We start from the raw sequence: 15840 nt of genomic DNA on the forward strand, positions 1-15840 counted from the left end.
AAGGATTTAGCGTTTCAATATAAAGCATATTTATTGTAACTGACAATCCAACAGGCTCGTACCCCTATTTTATGTAAATCAGATTTTTTAGAAAGGCCGCATTGCTTTTACAAACCTCCCTTTGAAATAGGTAGAAAACAGATTGTCCTCTCGGACGCCCCGGGAGGTAGAAGCATGGATGAAGAAAATTTCCTGCTGGCCTCTCACATCCGTTACTATTCCCGCATGTGATACATAACCTTCTTTTCCGGCTTCCGGTACAAAAAACACCCAATCGCCTGCTTTGATGTCGCTGATACTCGCTATTTCCTGCCCGTATTCGGATTGCTGCCAGGAAATCCTGGGGACTTTGATGCCGATTTCTGAGTATACGGAACATATCAAACCTGAACAGTCAATGCCGCTTTTATCATTTCCTCCCGAGCGATATGGCGTACCGGAATATGTCCGTGCTACCTGCACAACCTGTGGGATGTCCGATTTGCTGCCTGAACGGGGATAGGTTGGCCGGGAAGTAGCAGCTGGTTTTCGTGCCGGTGCCTTTGCGGGCGGCCTCCTGTAAACGGAAGAATTTTTTTTCCGGGATGCGGCTGGCTTGGCCGGGCTTTTGCGAAGGGTGTCGCAAGCGTATATGAAAAATGTAAAAGCGAAAATCGAGACAAGAAAGGGGAAAGGAATCTTTTTCTTCATGCGTAAGCTTGTATGTTAACGTCCGGATCGTGCCTGAGAAGCCGCCCGATTTTTAAAAATAACGATACTTCCCTCAAATTAGTGAAAAATCAATGAAAAAGTACCTGAACGGATTGAATGGGATAATCCTGAAACGGATGAAACAGCGATATTTTCAGGTGAAAAATTGCCATAAATATTATGTGACTGGCTGCTTTGTAAGTAGTTTTGTCAGAGACCGGAACTGTTTGAAGACAAGTTCTTATTTACATTCATATTGGATTAAACTTTATTGATTTCTGATGAAAATTATTTGTGTAGGCCGGAATTACACTGAGCATATCGCTGAGCTGAACAATGAGAAACCTGATGCACCTGTAATATTTTTAAAACCGGAAACTGCACAGGTCCGTCCTGGCGAACCGTTTTTCTATCCGGATTTTTCCAAAGACGTTCATCATGAAGTTGAGCTGGTCGTGAAGATTAACAGAGTGGGTAAAAACATTGAAGAAAGGTTTGCACATAAATATTATGATGAAATAGGTATTGGGATAGATTTCACGGCCCGCGACCTTCAGTCGGAATTGAAAAGCAAAGGATTGCCCTGGGAGCTGGCGAAGGCCTTCAATGGATCTGCACCGGTTTCGGAATTTGTCCCCGTTTCAGATTATGACGATATCCAGAATATCAATTTCAGTCTGGACATCAATGGTGAAACGCGGCAGAGCGGGAATTCTTCTATGATGCTTTACAGGATCAATTACCTGATCTCTTTTGTCTCCCGGTATTTTATGTTAAAAAAAGGGGATCTGATTTTCACAGGAACACCCAAAGGCGTTTCGGCAGTGCAGATAGGGGATAAGCTTACTGCATCCATAGAGGGCAAGAAGATGCTGGAGTTGTTCGTTAGATAAAACCTGTCCTACATTTTGCCGGTCCCTGCACCGCTCATTTCATACCTTCCTGTTCATGCGATATTCTGTCCGGACGTCAGTCCGCTTTGGCCTACTTTTATATGTTTTTTGGAGTGTTTTGATGCCGGTACAGGCTCAGAAGCAATCATACCCCAGAGGTTATTACCAGTTTCCGATCCGCCCCGGATTACCCAATTCGCTGGCGGGAGGCCTCGGCGACTTGCGGACAAACCATTTTCATGCTGGCATTGACATACGCACCGAGCAGCGGGAAGGGTTGCCGGTGTATGCTGCTGCCGAGGGGTATGTTTATAAGGTGGCGGTTCAGAGAAGTGGTTATGGGAATGTGATTTTTTTGCGCCACCCCAATGGACAAACAACTGTTTACGGGCATTTACTTAGATTCAGTAGCGAGCTAGCCGCTTACGTCCGTGAAGAGCAATATAAAAAGCAGACTTTTGAAATAGAGCTTTTTCCGGAGCCGGGGAAATATGCTTTTACGAAAGGTGAGATCATTGCACTTTCCGGAAATACCGGAGGTTCCGCGGGGCCGCACCTTCACTTCGAGATCCGAGATTCGAAGGACAATTATCTCAATCCGCTGTATTTTGGGTTCAAGGAGATCAGGGATGTTACGCCTCCGAAATTCGTGAATCTGGCGATCCGCCCGCTGGATATCAATGGCCGCGTGAATGGGCAGTTTGACAGAAAAGTGTATGCCCCGGTGCGGCTTAAAGATGGGTCTTACAGGCTTGCTGATCCGATTTTGGCTACGGGAACTATCGGTATAGACCTGGTGGCCTACGACCAGATGACCGGAACGGGGTTTCGGTATGGTCTTCAGTGCATAGAGATAAAAGTGGACGGCAGTGAAATTTTTTCGTATAACATGGAAATATTCCCCAATGCCGCGACCCGCGACTATAACAACCTGATCGATTATGAAACGGAGCAGGAAACCGGACAGCGTTATCTGAAATGCTATGTGCCCGACGGAAATAACTTTGATCTGTACAAAACGGATGCTTACAACGGCAAACTCAATATCAACGATACACTTAGGCATGAAGTAAGGATCAGGATTTCGGATTCGTACGAGAACCACTCAGAACTGGTCTTTTTTATAAAAGGAGAGCCGCAGCACCCGCCGTTGCCGGTTTTTAATGTGGAAGTGAACCCGGAAATCATTCTTACCGATGTACAGGAGAATACACTTGTGGTAAAGGCAAAATATTACCGGAGTTCCATTCCTTTCGCGACTTATTATGCGGCAGGCAGGGAGGTCAAAAAGGAGCCGGACTTCTATAGCAATGAATATGCTGTTTTTTTGAATGACTTGAGAGAATATATGCCGGATTCTGTCAGGATCGGCAATTCAACGGTGAGAACTTACCTGAGAAACCAGACTTTGCCCGGTATCGCTTCGGAATTCAAATCTGAGAAATGGTCGGTTAAATTTGAGCCGACGAGTTTGTTTGATACCTTGTTTTTAACCGGTCAGCGTAATTTTAATGCATTGACGATTAACAACCGGGGCACACCGTTAAAGGATAAAGTTTCGGTTTCCTTCACGCCGGGAAATGTGCCGACGGATAAAAAACACTGGAGAGTTTACCGGTATCTCGACGGCGACTATCGCTTCCTGGGCGGGGAGTGGTCGGGAGACAATATCGGGTTCGACACCAAAGAGCTGGGCACTTTTGTAATACAACAGGATACCATTCCTCCAAAAGTGCGGCTTGTGGAACGAAGCAAAAAAAGTATACGAGCCTATGTATCGGACAATACTTCAGGTATTGATCATTATAAGGCACTTGTAAACGGAGAATGGGTACTGATGAATTTTGATTCGAAGACAGGATATATCTGGTCCGAAAAACGGGACGAAAATCACCTTTTTGAAGGGGGACTGACTTTAGAAGTTACGGATAGGGCGGGAAATAGTACTATCTTGCAGACTGATTTAACTGAGGCTGCTGCTACATCGGCGGCGGCAAAAAAACAAAAAAAATAATATATGGCGCTTCAGGTTGGTGATTCCGCACCGGTATTTTCGGCAAAGGACCAGGAAGTAAAACAAGTAAAACTTTCAGATTTTAAAGGCGAAAAAGTCATCCTTTACTTTTACCCAAAAGATGATACCCCAGGCTGTACAGCACAGGCCTGCAATTTGCGTGATAATTATGATACGCTTCTGAGCCGTGGTTATAAAGTATTGGGCGTCAGCGTGGATGATGAAAAATCGCATGTAAAATTTATCAAAAAATACAATCTGCCATTCCCGCTTCTTGCCGATACGGACCATGCGATCGTGGAAGCTTACGGCGTCTGGGGTGAGAAAAAAATGTTTGGCAAGGAATATATGGGGATTATACGCACAACTTTCGTCATAGATGAAAACGGTGTGATTGAGGAGATTATCCAGAAAGTGGATACCGAAAACCATACTGATCAAATTCTCGGTAAAAATGACTAATAACTAGTCATTTTCTAAGTAAGAATTGTATGAAATTTACAGCCTGAAATAATATACTCAGCGTAAAGAAGGATTTAAGACAACCCAATAGAAAATAGACAGAAATGGAAATTGAACAATTAGAAAAAGTAGCTTCACAAGTTCGCAGGGACATAGTACGTATGGTACATGGTTGCCAGTCGGGGCATCCTGGCGGTTCTTTGGGTTGCACTGAATTACTGGTAGCGTTGTATTTTGAACGCATGAAGCTCAACGAAAAGGATGGAAAGCCTGTGTTCGATATGAACGGAACGGGTGAAGACCTTTTCTTCCTTTCAAACGGCCACATTTCGCCGGTATGGTATAGCACGCTGGCACGTCGCGGATATTTTCCTGTTTCTGAACTGGCTACATTCCGTAAACTGGATTCGCGCCTGCAGGGTCACCCGACCACGCACGAACATCTTGAAGGGATCAGGATTGCGTCCGGTTCCTTGGGACAGGGACTGTCGGTAGCATTAGGTGCGGCGACTGCCAAAAAATTAAACAATGACAAAGGAATTGTTTACGTACTGATGGGCGATGGAGAGCAGCAGGAAGGACAGGTTTGGGAAGCAGCGACTTTTGCGCCGCACCACGAAGTTGATAACCTGATCGCCTTTATTGACCTTAATGGTCAGCAAATCGATGGACCCACGGTGAAAGTAATGAACAACCGCGATCTTGGTAAAAAATATGAAGCCTTCGGATGGGAAGTGATTTCTATTGAAGAAGGAAACGATATGGCGGCAGTACACAAAGGTCTTTACGAAGCAAAAAGCAGACTGGGACACGGCAGGCCGATCATGGTTTTGCTGCATACCGGAATGGGCTTCGGGGTTGACTTTATGATGGGAAGCCACAAATGGCACGGTGTTGCGCCTAATGACGAACAACTGGCGGCTGCGCTTGCCCAGTTGGACGAAACTTTGGGGGATTATTGATTGGCTGCCGGCTATTAGATATTTGTTTACTAAGAAATTGATCTGACAAAATGAAAAAATACACTTTCACAGAGAAGAAAGATACCCGTTCCGGTTTTGGTGCCGGAATGCATGTTCTGGGACAGCAAAACCCTGATGTCGTTGCACTTTGCGCGGACCTTGTCGGTTCACTGAAACTGGAACCGTTTATCAAAGAAAACCCTGAACGTTTTATACAGTGCGGTATTTCCGAAGCTAACATGATCGGACTTTCGGCAGGATTGACAATCGGCGGTAAAATTCCTTTTGCTACTACTTTTGCCAACTTTGCTACGGGCCGGGTATATGACCAGATCCGTCAGAGTGTTGCATATTCCAATAAAAACGTAAAAATCTGTGCTTCACATGCCGGTCTGACGCTGGGAGAAGACGGCGCAACGCACCAGATCCTTGAAGACATTGGTATGATGAAAATGTTGCCAGGCATGACGGTGATCAATCCTTGCGATTATAATCAGACCAAAGCAGCTACAATTGCCATTGCAGAACATGACGGTCCGGTTTATCTCCGTTTTGGCCGTCCGGTGATCCCTATTTTCACAGATCCCGATCAGAAGTTTGAAATTGGCAAGGCATGGATGGTCAATGAAGGTACTGACGTCAGTATTTTCGCAACCGGTCACATGGTTTGGGAAGCGATACAGGCCGGAGAACTGCTGGAAGCGGAAGGCATCAACGCCGAAATTATCAACATCCATACTATCAAGCCACTTGACGAGGAAGCAGTTTTGAAATCTGTTGAAAAAACAGGTTGCGCTGTTTCCGCGGAAGAGCATAACAGGATCGGCGGACTTGGTGACAGTATCGCCCAGGTTCTGATTAAAAATAAACTGGTTCCACAAGAGTATGTTGCTGTGAATGACAGTTTCGGAGAAAGCGGAACGCCTGCTCAGTTGATGGAGAAATATGGTTTGACGGCCAAAGACATCGTTGCAGCGGCAAAGCGTGCGATAGCAAGAAAATAAGGTTCCAAAACCATTCATTTGGGTGCCAAGTCAGGCATGTAGGTATTTGAGTCTTGTAAAAAGCGGAGTGTTAGCCGCTTTTTGCAAGACTCAAATTTTTATTTGTCCTGCATGGAAAAATAAACTATTATTGACTTGTGTTGAGAGTTCCTGTAATTGACCCGGAACTTATGGGATAGTTCACCGGATTGTATCCTGACCAACCATCGGTTAGTATTTATTAAATGTCTGACGAAGAATTATTAGCTCTTTTTGCAAATCCTGAAACGCGTAGAAACGCTTTCAATCAGCTGGTGCGGAAGCATCAGCAAAAGGTATATTGGCTGGTGCGTAAAATGGTTGTGGATCACGACGACGCGAATGATATCACGCAGGATGTGTTTATAAAAGCGTGGACTGCACTGGAAAATTTCCGTGGGGACTCTAAGTTTTATACGTGGTTGTACCGAATAGCCAGCAATGAGGCCATTAATTTTCTCAACAAAAAAAGGAAGAGGTTTTTCCTTCCTATTCATGATATTGAAAATGAGCTGAGTGAAAAACTGGAGGCGGACCCCCTTGTGAGTGGAGATGCAATTCAGCTCAAATTGCAGAAGGCGTTGTTAAAATTACCGGAAAAGCAGAGACTTGTTTTCAATTTGAAGTACTTTGAAGAACTTCCGTACGAAGAGATTTCGGAGATAACCGGAACCTCAGTAGGAGCATTAAAGGCCTCTTACCATTGGGCTACAAAAAAAATTGAGGATTTTTTAAACGAAACCGATTAAACTTTATTGAAGTTGACTGGTCAAAGATTCAGAAGTTTGAAATTTAAATAATCATGGATAAGGAACGCATAAGGCTGGATGATCTGAAAAAGGAAATACCTTTTTCAACACCTGATGGCTATTTTGATAAATTGCCACAAATCATACAGTCCAGAATCACGTCTGAGCCAGCTCGCAGACCTGTAATTGGCTGGTCATGGCAGCGGTCGGCGACCCTAGTGTCTGCTATGGCACTGATCCTGGTTTTGGTATGGATTACTGTTCCTGAAAGGCAGGGTTCGCTGGGACAGGAACCGCTCAGCAACATTAGCAATGCATCAATTATTGATTATCTGGAGGACGAGAATATTAGTTATTATGATCTGAGTGAACACCAGGTTGTACAGAAGGCATTTGACACGGATTCTACAGTTTTGTATTATCTGGACGGTCTTGATGATGATGTTCTTCGCCAGCAATTACTCGAATCTGTCTCCGGTTCGGACAAGATCTGACCCTAACAAAATATGAAAATGGACTTGAAATTTATTGCCAAGCTGCATCTTAAGTTTTACGCGACGCTGTTAATTGTATTTGTTGCATTTTCGTCGGCCCAGGCGCAGCGCCGGTCGGAGGAAGAAATAAAGAGAATTCAGGATGCTAAGGTTGCCATCATTACCAACCGCCTTAATCTGACGCCTGAGCAGTCGACCGGATTCTGGCCTGTTTACAATGAGTATTCCCATAAGCGTAAGGATATTCACAGGGCGCAGCGGAAGCTGATCAACGATAAAAAGGCGGAAGGAACGACGGACGAACAAGTATTGGATAACCTTAAGGAGGTCCAGGAGTTGCGTCAAAAAGAACTGGATCTTGAAAAGGAGTACCAAAACAGGTTTCTCAAAGTCATTACTGCGAGCCAGGTTATTGAGTTGTATAAGGCTGAACGGACGTTCAATGATATGTTGATCCAGCGGCTCAAACAGCGATAAGAGATTAAAGAAAATAGTAAACCTGCTATCGGCTTATTACCAAAAGCAAATCCCACAAATTGAATATTTTCAATTGTGGGATTTTTGCTTTATGCTGGTATCTGGCGCGATCAGTTAATGTCCGCCAACAGTTTCTACACTATTAATTCCCTTGGTTTCAACCGTTATATTTCTCAGCGGCGCGGAGTGTTTTCTGAAATCCTGGATGATTTCCAGAACATCATAGTCAATATTTATAGACTTGGTTCCGTCTATAACCACAGTTGAATTATCCGGAAGGTTATCCAGGGTCGCACCAATGCTGCCTTTGTTAAGAAAAGTTACTTCTTCTGACAAAATCAAAGTAATAATGTCGCCATCCTTGTGGGTTTCTTTCACATAGTGGTAAGAGTGCTTGTAGTTCTTTCTAAGGATAAAATATATCGCCACGACCATTCCGACTGCAATACCTTTTAAAAGATCGGTACTGAGGATGGCAATGATGGTAACGATAAAAGGAATGAACTGCTCTTTGCCGAGGTTGTACATACCTTTATACAATGAGAACTTGGACAGCTTGTAACCAACTGTGAGCAATATGCAGGCCAACGAGGCTAGTGGTATGAAATTCAGATATTTCGGGATGAAAATCGCAGAAAAAACGAAGATAACACCATGGAAAATAGTGCTCATCTGAGATCTTGCACCCGAATCGATGTTCGCGGAACTCCTGACAATTACCTGGGTTACAGGTAGCCCGCCAATAAGTCCGGATGTAATGTTGCCAAACCCCTGCGCAATCAGTTCCCGATTGGTTGGCGTATTGCGTTTGAAAGGATCCAGCTTATCCGTCGCTTCTACTGATAAGAGCGTTTCCAGACTCGCTACAACAGCCAATGTGATCGCTACTGTGAAAACCTCAATTTTGTTAATCGCCGAAAAATCCGGTGTTTTGAAGAAGCCGAAGAATTCGGAAGCGTTAGTTGCTACAGGTAGCTGCACAAGATGCTCGCCTGATAATTTCCATTCAGGATTGATTCCCGGGAGAATAGAATTCAGCAAGATCCCGATCAGTACGACAAAAAGTGCACCAGGAAGGAACCTGAACAGCTGAATTTTTTTCATAAAAGGTTTGTCAAATAGAATGAGCAAACCCAGTGAAACTATCGATATGATGATGGCGCCGGTGCTGCTGTATTTAACGGCATTAAACAACTCGGTAATGGTATTGTTGCCGTCTTTTTGGGCAAATGCCTCATCTCCCATGAAATCAGCATCGTATCCGAAGGCGTGAGGGATCTCTTTTAAAATCAGCGTTATACCTATTGCTGCCAGCATTCCCTTGATAACCGAGGACGGGAAATAATACCCGATGATCCCGGCTTTCATAATACCGGCAATAACCTGCAATATGCCGGCAATAACCACTGCCAGCAGAAACGCCTCAAAGCTTCCCAATGTCTCAAGTGCATTGAACACGATCACAACAAGACCTGCGGCCGCTCCAGCTACGCCCAATGAAGATCCACTAATCGAGCCGACAACTATCCCTCCTACAATTCCCGAAATAATACCCGAGAAAAGCAAGTCCGATCGTCCGGTAGACGCCAGTGCCACACCCAGGGAAAGGGGCAACGCCACCAGATATACGACAAGACCTGATGGTAAGTCATACTTGAGGTTAGAAAACAAATTTCTCTTATTTTTTGACATACGAATGTTCAAATGTATCGTTACTGGATTTACTACTATCGGAGGGTTTTGGGTTAGACATGAACCGGACCTTCAAGACGGTACACATCTTCGACGTCTTCGTTGTCTTCGACAGTAACGTTGAGATCTTTCAGAATTCCGTTTTTGACATCATAAACCAGTCCATGCACCTGAATGGCTTTTCCATTGGCCCAGGCATTCTGGACAATCGATGTTTTAGCCAAATCCCGAACCTGCTCCTGAACATTCAGCTCTACGAGACGGTCGCTCCTTTTAGCAGGATCCTTGATTGCACTTAATTCCTCGCTGTGGAAACGATAAACATCTTTAATATGCCGAAGCCAGTTATCGATCAGCCCGACCTGCTTGTTGCCCAAAGCCGCATTGATACCCCCGCAGCCGTAGTGGCCACAAACAATAATATGTTTCACTTCCAGCACGTTAACGGAATAATCCAAAACGCTTAGCATGCTTATGTCGGTGTGGATCACCATGTTGGCGATGTTCCTGTGCACAAAAATGTCGCCAGGCTGCGTACCTGTGATCTCGTTGGCGGGTACCCGGCTGTCGGAGCAGCCTATCCACAAGAATTTCGGGCTCTGGCCGTTCGCCAGATTACTGAAAAACTCAGGGTTTTCCTGGTTTGTTTGAGCTACCCATTTCTTGTTATTGTCAAAAAGTTCTTGATATGACTTAATCATGATTCAAATTATAGATTACAGAATAGAATAATGGAGGATCGCGTACCTGAGGACAGATTAATCCACGGGTATCAATACTCGTAATTTTGTATAACTAGAAAATAAATCAGATTAACTCTGGAGGAGGGGAGGCGAGATTACGGAAAATCTCATTTTGAAAGCTGACAGCATAGGAGAAGAGCGCTTTCAAAGGGATTGATAAACAGAATTTATCAAAATGTAGTATATGGGAACTCAATAGCTGGTCGTCATTGACCTTTTCAACTTCTTTACTTTCATTGTCGCAAGTACCCGTATCGCAAACAATGGAGCACTGCTCTTTTGCACACAACAGACTGATCAAATCTGTTGTTTTACAGATTAGAAAGGTTGTGAGCAATATGAGACAAAGCTTTCTTAACAAGGTTTTTTGGGATTTTGGCGACGAAATCAGAACATCGGACTCCCCTTAAACGTTCGGAGTGACCTGAATTATTATCGCCTGATTACATATTTTTCAACAATTCGGATACATTACCAAGGTCTTCCAATAGAAAAGGGTTGTGATAATACAACCCTTTTCTATTTAACTTTCCATCCTTTTTCATGGTTCTCCAGCCAGCGCCCGACAACAAAAGCCGAACCAAGAAGAACTATATAAAAAACGATCATAATGATTGTCATTCCCATAAAAATATTCAATTAATTCCTGACTGATATTGAACAAAAATAAGTAAAAAATGCAAACGGGGTATCCTTTGTCGAAAATAATTAAAGCACACCTTTTGTAGATGGCATAAAATCAAGCGCTTTCAAATCTCTCCGAACAGCCATTTTTATCGCTTTGGCAAATGCTTTAAAGATCGATTCGATCTTATGGTGCTCGTTATCACCTTCTACCTTGATATTCAGGTTGGACAGAGATGTATCGGAGAAAGACTTGAAGAAGTGAAAAAACATTTCCGTCGGCATTTCTCCGATTTTCTCTCTTTTGAACTCGGCATCCCAGACGATCCAGGGGCGACCGGAAAAATCGATCGCAACTTGTGCCAGTGCCTCGTCCATCGGCAATAAAAAACCGTATCTGCTGATACCACGCTTATCGCCCAGAGCTTGCCGGTAAGCCTCCCCAAGCGCGAGGGCAGTATCTTCAATTGTATGGTGTTCGTCGATATGCAGATCTCCGTCCACATGAATTTTAAGGTCGGCCCCTGAATGTCTGGCAAGCTGGTCAAGCATGTGGTCGAAGAAGCCAAGGCCGGTATGGATTTCTGAGCGGCCGCTGCCGTCGAGGTTCAGGTCAATTTTAATCTGCGTTTCTTTGGTATCGCGGCTTACCGACGCGGTTCTCGAAGGAAGTTTGAGATGTTCGTAAATTGCATCCCAATCGTTCGAAATAAAGGAAATCGTGGAATTCATCTGATCAGAAATACCTTCTTTAACAGGCTCAGCTGCAATTAAAATCGCTTTCGCGCCAAGATTTACAGCCAGTTGCACATCCGTAAGACGATCGCCAATCACATAGCTATTAGGAAGGTCATAATCTGCCGAAAAATAGGATGTCAGCAGACCAGTTCCCGGTTTGCGGGTCGGAAGGTTATCTTCAGGAAAACTACGGTCAACATGAATGGCTGAGAAGTGGATATTTTCTCCAGCCAAAGTGTTAAGCATCTTGTTCTGGGCCGGCCAGAAAGTGGTCTCGGGAAAAGAATCCGTACCCAGGCCATCCTGGTTAGTAACCATCACCAGTTCGAAATCGGTTTCTTCTGCGATCTTGCGTAGGTTAGAAATAGCCCGGGGCAAAAATTCAAGCTTTTCGAGAGAATCTACCTGAAAATCTATGGGAGGTTCTACGATAATTGTTCCGTCACGATCAATAAACAAGAGTTTTTTCATTAACTGATAATTGGTTGCATTTAATTTGACTTAAAACCGGGTGTTTTGTGTTAATGGTGCAAAGTTCGCAATCTATGCGTAATTGAAAAGTGGTAATGGGCAGTTATGGCATATTTGTTGAACTGAAGAGTAGCGAAGAAATTGTAACTTTGTTTTTTGAATAATCGATATCATTAATGTTTACAGGAGTAGTAGAAGCCATCGGTGAAGTAGTAAATGTACATAAGCAAGGAACAAACCGGACGTTTACGCTTAAATCTTCCATAGCAAATGAATTTAAAATAGACCAGAGCATCAGTCACAATGGCGTTTGTCTCACTGTAACGGCGGTTGATGGAGAGGAGTACACGGTTACCGCCATTGAAGAAACGCTGAACAAGACGAATTTGGGGGGCCTGGAATTAAATAGTAAGGTAAACCTGGAGCGTTGTATGCCTGCGAACGGTCGGTTTGACGGACATATCGTTCAGGGGCATATTGATCAGACCGGGATTTGTACGAGGATTGAGGAAAGGGACGGAAGTTGGTTGTTTGATTTTGAGTATGATACTTCAGCAGGCAATATCACAGTAGAAAAAGGGTCAATCTGTATTAATGGGGTGAGTCTGACTGTTTTCAATTCATTGGAGAACTCATTCAGAGTGGCGATTATTCCATATACTTATTCTTTTACCAATTTCCATTCACTTAATGAAGGAGATACTGTGAACCTGGAATTCGATATTCTTGGGAAGTACATAAAAAGAATTCTGGGTTCATATACAGTCTAGTATATTGGGTTCTTGGAATATTACGTTTATTTTTACCCGTATATATCTATTTCGCGCATTAAATACTTTCATGGCCAAAATAAGTACGCAATCCAGAACTGATCTTTTCATACACATAGGGATAATAGTTTCACTACTTTTGGTCCTTTTCCTGGGGTTCTTTTTTGTCTATCTACCCTTTACAACTAATCACGGAGAAGCCATTACGGTACCCGACCTCAAAAAGATGAGTGTTGAAGGACTGGAGGATTTCCTCGATAGCAAGGACCTTCGTTATGAGGTGGACTGTACTTTTGTTGCCAATGTACCTCCGCTTACCATTATCTCGCAGTATCCGCTGCCTGGTGCAAAAGTGAAAGAAGGCCGTAAAATCTATGTTACTGTTGCGTCGCTGACGGCCCCGCTTATCAAAATGCCTAAGCTCACGGATATGACGCACCGCAGCGCACAAATGTTTCTTAAAAGTGTCGGTCTGGAAGAGGGAAATATCTCATATGTGCCAGATATGGCTCAAAATGCGGTGTTAAGGCAGATGTATAATGGCAAGGAAATTTTGCCGGGACAGCCTATCGCCAAGGGATCGAAAATTGATCTCGAACTTGGAGAGGGATTGGGTACGGCTCAGTTTGAGGCGCCTTCAGTGTTAGGAATGCCTTTGGATGAGGCTAAAATAGCAATTATTGGCGCGGGGCTGAAAGTCGGCCAGCAGATGGAGGTAGCGGCTGAGGAAGGTCAGGCTCCCGGTTCGGTTGTGCGGCAAAATCCGGATGCGGGCAATAATGTTAGAATTGGTGACGTAATAGATTTATGGATCACACCACCGGGCGATGAATCAACAGAGAATGAAGCAAATCAACCAGAGCAATAGGAATTCTTTCATCAGCCATAAAAGTTTTTACGTGACATTGATTCTGGCGCTCTGCCAGTTTCATATTTACGCCCAGCTTAGAATTGTTCCGATTGGCGGCTCACATGCCGGCCAACAATCCGTCCAGGTAAATGGGAAGGTTTTACGTACCCAAGCTTCCTTAATTTTGCCTTTTTTTGATGATTTCTCCACTGCTAAATCCGGATTTCCGGACAGCAGATACTGGTTGCCCGGAAGTGGTACATATGTGAATAACTCACTAGTTACCACTCATCCTTCGCTGAATGTCGCGACTTTCGACGGTTTGAATGCAGGCGGGATTCCTTATAACCTGGCTAATCCCTTAAACCAAGGTTTCACGGATACCTTGACCTCTCAGCCAATGAATCTTGCTGGTAAAACTTCGGCGGATTCGGTTTACATGAGTTTCTATTGGCTTGGAAAAGGTCTTGGAGAGTTACCCGATTCGAGCGATTTTTTCAGTCTTGAATTTTTAAACAGAACGAACGAGTGGGTTCCCGTGTGGAATCAGGTCGGTTACGAGCTGGATACTGTTTTTCAGCGGGAATTTATAGCGATCAAAGATGCGGCTTATTTTCACGAAAATTTTCAATTCCGTTTCCGCTCTTATGGGAGGAATTCCGGGCCGTACGATACCTGGCATCTCGATTATGTATATCTTAATTCTGGCCGTTCAATAAGGCAGCCGTATATTTTCGACGTTGCTATGCGAACGCCTGTTTCTCCGTTCCTGAAAAAATATACGGCCATGCCGCTCCGGCAGTATAATGCAAGTCCGGCAGCTGCCATTGCAGATTCTGTTAGTACCGATATTGTTAATAATTTCAACAATTTCAATATTCTTACAAGCACTTTTACGATCACGAACAAAGCTACTGGAACGGAGTATTTCAGGAATGTTCAAAGATCGATCTATGTGGAGTCGCTGAAATCTAAATCAATAGGAGTAAAGCCGTCAATTGTTACCGCGGGAAATGCAAAGGATAGTCTCGAGCTGATTTTGAAATATTATGTGACGACAACGGATACGATCCCCAACGTAAATCTGAAACATAATGATACTATTTCGTCTAGGGTTGTTTTGGGGGACTATTTTGCGTTTGATGACGGAAGCGCAGAGTACGGAATTCAGGTTAATCAGAAACTGGGACGTGCGGCAGTGCAGTTTGTGCTGTCTAAACCAGATACAATTGGTGGTGTCAGGATGGCGATGATCCCTTTTAATAAAGACGTTTCGGGACAGGGGTTCAGCATCCAGATTTTGAGTAATAAAAATAATAAACCTGATCAGGTCATAGCGCAGCGGCCTGTGTCAGCAAGATATCCTTCATCCCGTAATGGCTTTATTGATTATGCCTTTAGCTTTCCAGTGGCGGTGCCGGATACTTTCTATGTGGGGTGGATTCAGATCAATGAACAACCTCTCACGGTTGGTTTTGACCGGAATTCGAAGTTAGGTGCGAGGTATATTTATTATAATCTGGGTACAGAGTGGGTCAAGGAAAGCAGTCTTGGCGGAAGTATTATGATTCGTCCTTATCTCGGAAAGCAGGCCAGGGAAGTCATAACTGGAAGTGAGCCCGTAAACGCACGGAAATATTCTTTTTTCCCTAATCCCAATAGAGGTATGATAAAATGGGAGAATACTTCTTTGAACAATATTGAAATTTATTCATTAACCGGCGTGCTGGTTCAAACGCTCAGGCCAGGGAAAAATGACAGGTTTGCTGATGTGAATTTTCTGCAGGACGGTTTTTATATTATTCGGGCTTATGATGGTAAAAGGTCATTTGTTCAGAAAATGTTAATTTTGAAATAACTTATTTAGTCACAAAAATTTATTTATTATGGATATTACGGTGGAGGAATTGAAGGAGCGGTTGGATAATGGTGAGGATTTGCATTTTTACGATGTGCGTGAGGAGCACGAATATGAGGAAGATAATCTCGGTGCCGTGCTAATACCACTTGGCGAGCTGCCGGACCACCTGGCAGAACTTGAACCGTTGAAAAACGAGGAGATCATTATACATTGCCGCTCAGGGGCAAGGAGTGGCAAAGCAGCCAAATTTCTTGAAACTCAGGGCTTTTCTAACGTCAGAAATGTATTGGGTGGAATTCTTGCCTACCGGGAGCTGGAAGATTGAAAA

The 15840-nt window shown here is 43.9% G+C and carries 16 protein-coding genes; 12 read left to right on the forward strand and 4 right to left on the reverse strand.

The window, feature by feature from the left end; translation table 11 throughout:
* Positions 1 to 87: 87 nt before the first annotated feature.
* Complete coding sequence (locus FBF61_RS26600) at positions 88 to 690, reverse strand: C40 family peptidase (RefSeq protein ID WP_138483127.1); 603 nt, start codon at positions 688 to 690, stop codon at positions 88 to 90.
* A gap of 281 nt (positions 691 to 971) precedes the next feature.
* Between FBF61_RS26600 and FBF61_RS26605 the strand changes: the two genes are divergently transcribed.
* The 8 genes from FBF61_RS26605 to FBF61_RS26640 all read left to right on the forward strand — a co-directional run bounded on the left by FBF61_RS26605 (position 972) and on the right by FBF61_RS26640 (position 7763).
* Entirely contained in the window at positions 972 to 1583 is a 612-nt protein-coding gene (locus tag FBF61_RS26605) for a fumarylacetoacetate hydrolase family protein (protein ID WP_138483130.1), read from the forward strand.
* Between the two features lie 55 nt (positions 1584 to 1638).
* The gene (locus FBF61_RS26610; RefSeq protein ID WP_138483132.1) at positions 1639 to 3597 is read left to right on the forward strand and encodes a M23 family metallopeptidase; all 1959 of its coding nucleotides are present in this window, start codon (positions 1639 to 1641) and stop codon (positions 3595 to 3597) included.
* Between the two features lie 3 nt (positions 3598 to 3600).
* Positions 3601 to 4059, forward strand: a complete 459-nt coding sequence (bcp, locus tag FBF61_RS26615) for a thioredoxin-dependent thiol peroxidase (protein ID WP_138483134.1) — start codon at positions 3601 to 3603, stop codon at positions 4057 to 4059.
* 104 nt (positions 4060 to 4163) lie between these two features.
* Entirely contained in the window at positions 4164 to 5021 is an 858-nt protein-coding gene (locus FBF61_RS26620; RefSeq protein ID WP_138483136.1) for a transketolase, read from the forward strand.
* Positions 5022 to 5071: 50 nt separating this feature from the next.
* Entirely contained in the window at positions 5072 to 6025 is a 954-nt protein-coding gene (locus tag FBF61_RS26625) for a transketolase family protein (protein WP_138483138.1), read from the forward strand.
* Positions 6026 to 6249: 224 nt separating this feature from the next.
* The gene (locus tag FBF61_RS26630; protein ID WP_138483140.1) at positions 6250 to 6792 is read left to right on the forward strand and encodes an RNA polymerase sigma factor; all 543 of its coding nucleotides are present in this window, start codon (positions 6250 to 6252) and stop codon (positions 6790 to 6792) included.
* A 53-nt stretch (positions 6793 to 6845) separates the two neighbouring features.
* On the forward strand, positions 6846 to 7286 hold the full coding sequence (locus tag FBF61_RS26635; protein WP_138483142.1) for a hypothetical protein: 441 nt from the start codon (positions 6846 to 6848) through the stop codon (positions 7284 to 7286).
* Positions 7287 to 7304: 18 nt separating this feature from the next.
* Positions 7305 to 7763: a hypothetical protein gene (locus FBF61_RS26640; RefSeq protein WP_138483144.1), complete on the forward strand. Its 459-nt coding sequence runs from the start codon at positions 7305 to 7307 to the stop codon at positions 7761 to 7763.
* Positions 7764 to 7877: 114 nt separating this feature from the next.
* Here the strand turns inward: FBF61_RS26640 and FBF61_RS26645 are convergent, their stop codons facing one another.
* From FBF61_RS26645 to hisB, 3 genes are all read right to left on the reverse strand, one after another.
* Positions 7878 to 9455, reverse strand: a complete 1578-nt coding sequence (locus FBF61_RS26645) for a SulP family inorganic anion transporter (RefSeq protein WP_138483146.1) — start codon at positions 9453 to 9455, stop codon at positions 7878 to 7880.
* Positions 9456 to 9508: 53 nt separating this feature from the next.
* On the reverse strand, positions 9509 to 10156 hold the full coding sequence (gene can / locus FBF61_RS26650; protein WP_138483148.1) for a carbonate dehydratase: 648 nt from the start codon (positions 10154 to 10156) through the stop codon (positions 9509 to 9511).
* A 750-nt stretch (positions 10157 to 10906) separates the two neighbouring features.
* The gene (gene hisB, locus FBF61_RS26660) at positions 10907 to 12031 is read right to left on the reverse strand and encodes a bifunctional histidinol-phosphatase/imidazoleglycerol-phosphate dehydratase HisB (protein ID WP_138483152.1); all 1125 of its coding nucleotides are present in this window, start codon (positions 12029 to 12031) and stop codon (positions 10907 to 10909) included.
* A 176-nt stretch (positions 12032 to 12207) separates the two neighbouring features.
* On the opposite strand from hisB, the gene FBF61_RS26665 reads away from it, so the two are divergent.
* The 4 genes from FBF61_RS26665 to FBF61_RS26680 all read left to right on the forward strand — a co-directional run bounded on the left by FBF61_RS26665 (position 12208) and on the right by FBF61_RS26680 (position 15837).
* Positions 12208 to 12801 carry a riboflavin synthase gene (locus tag FBF61_RS26665; protein ID WP_138483154.1) on the forward strand — a complete coding sequence of 198 codons (594 nt, stop codon included), beginning with the start codon at positions 12208 to 12210 and terminating at the stop codon, positions 12799 to 12801.
* Between the two features lie 70 nt (positions 12802 to 12871).
* Positions 12872 to 13669, forward strand: coding sequence for a PASTA domain-containing protein (locus FBF61_RS26670; RefSeq protein ID WP_138483156.1), 798 nt, complete (start codon positions 12872 to 12874; stop codon positions 13667 to 13669).
* Entirely contained in the window at positions 13644 to 15509 is a 1866-nt protein-coding gene (locus FBF61_RS26675; RefSeq protein WP_138483158.1) for a T9SS type A sorting domain-containing protein, read from the forward strand. Before FBF61_RS26670 ends, FBF61_RS26675 begins: the two co-directional genes overlap by 26 nt.
* A 28-nt stretch (positions 15510 to 15537) precedes the next feature.
* Positions 15538 to 15837: a rhodanese-like domain-containing protein gene (locus tag FBF61_RS26680; protein WP_138483160.1), complete on the forward strand. Its 300-nt coding sequence runs from the start codon at positions 15538 to 15540 to the stop codon at positions 15835 to 15837.
* Positions 15838 to 15840 lie beyond the last annotated feature (3 nt).

This window comes from Dyadobacter bucti, from assembly GCF_005869225.1.
In the GTDB taxonomy this organism is placed as follows: domain Bacteria; phylum Bacteroidota; class Bacteroidia; order Cytophagales; family Spirosomataceae; genus Dyadobacter; species Dyadobacter bucti.

Excerpts from the sequence above, each read along its gene's own strand:
- FBF61_RS26600 (WP_138483127.1), bottom strand. The coding sequence starts at position 690 with ATGAAGAAAAAGATTCCTTTCCCCTTTCTTGTCTCGATTTTCGCTTTT.
- FBF61_RS26605 (WP_138483130.1), top strand. The coding sequence starts at position 972 with ATGAAAATTATTTGTGTAGGCCGGAATTACACTGAGCATATCGCTGAG.
- FBF61_RS26610 (WP_138483132.1), top strand. The coding sequence starts at position 1,639 with ATGCGATATTCTGTCCGGACGTCAGTCCGCTTTGGCCTACTTTTATAT.
- bcp (WP_138483134.1), top strand. The coding sequence starts at position 3,601 with ATGGCGCTTCAGGTTGGTGATTCCGCACCGGTATTTTCGGCAAAGGAC.
- FBF61_RS26620 (WP_138483136.1), top strand. The coding sequence starts at position 4,164 with ATGGAAATTGAACAATTAGAAAAAGTAGCTTCACAAGTTCGCAGGGAC.
- FBF61_RS26625 (WP_138483138.1), top strand. The coding sequence starts at position 5,072 with ATGAAAAAATACACTTTCACAGAGAAGAAAGATACCCGTTCCGGTTTT.
- FBF61_RS26630 (WP_138483140.1), top strand. The coding sequence starts at position 6,250 with ATGTCTGACGAAGAATTATTAGCTCTTTTTGCAAATCCTGAAACGCGT.
- FBF61_RS26635 (WP_138483142.1), top strand. The coding sequence starts at position 6,846 with ATGGATAAGGAACGCATAAGGCTGGATGATCTGAAAAAGGAAATACCT.
- FBF61_RS26640 (WP_138483144.1), top strand. The coding sequence starts at position 7,305 with ATGGACTTGAAATTTATTGCCAAGCTGCATCTTAAGTTTTACGCGACG.
- FBF61_RS26645 (WP_138483146.1), bottom strand. The coding sequence starts at position 9,455 with ATGTCAAAAAATAAGAGAAATTTGTTTTCTAACCTCAAGTATGACTTA.
- can (WP_138483148.1), bottom strand. The coding sequence starts at position 10,156 with ATGATTAAGTCATATCAAGAACTTTTTGACAATAACAAGAAATGGGTA.
- hisB (WP_138483152.1), bottom strand. The coding sequence starts at position 12,031 with ATGAAAAAACTCTTGTTTATTGATCGTGACGGAACAATTATCGTAGAA.
- FBF61_RS26665 (WP_138483154.1), top strand. The coding sequence starts at position 12,208 with ATGTTTACAGGAGTAGTAGAAGCCATCGGTGAAGTAGTAAATGTACAT.
- FBF61_RS26670 (WP_138483156.1), top strand. The coding sequence starts at position 12,872 with ATGGCCAAAATAAGTACGCAATCCAGAACTGATCTTTTCATACACATA.
- FBF61_RS26675 (WP_138483158.1), top strand. The coding sequence starts at position 13,644 with ATGAAGCAAATCAACCAGAGCAATAGGAATTCTTTCATCAGCCATAAA.
- FBF61_RS26680 (WP_138483160.1), top strand. The coding sequence starts at position 15,538 with ATGGATATTACGGTGGAGGAATTGAAGGAGCGGTTGGATAATGGTGAG.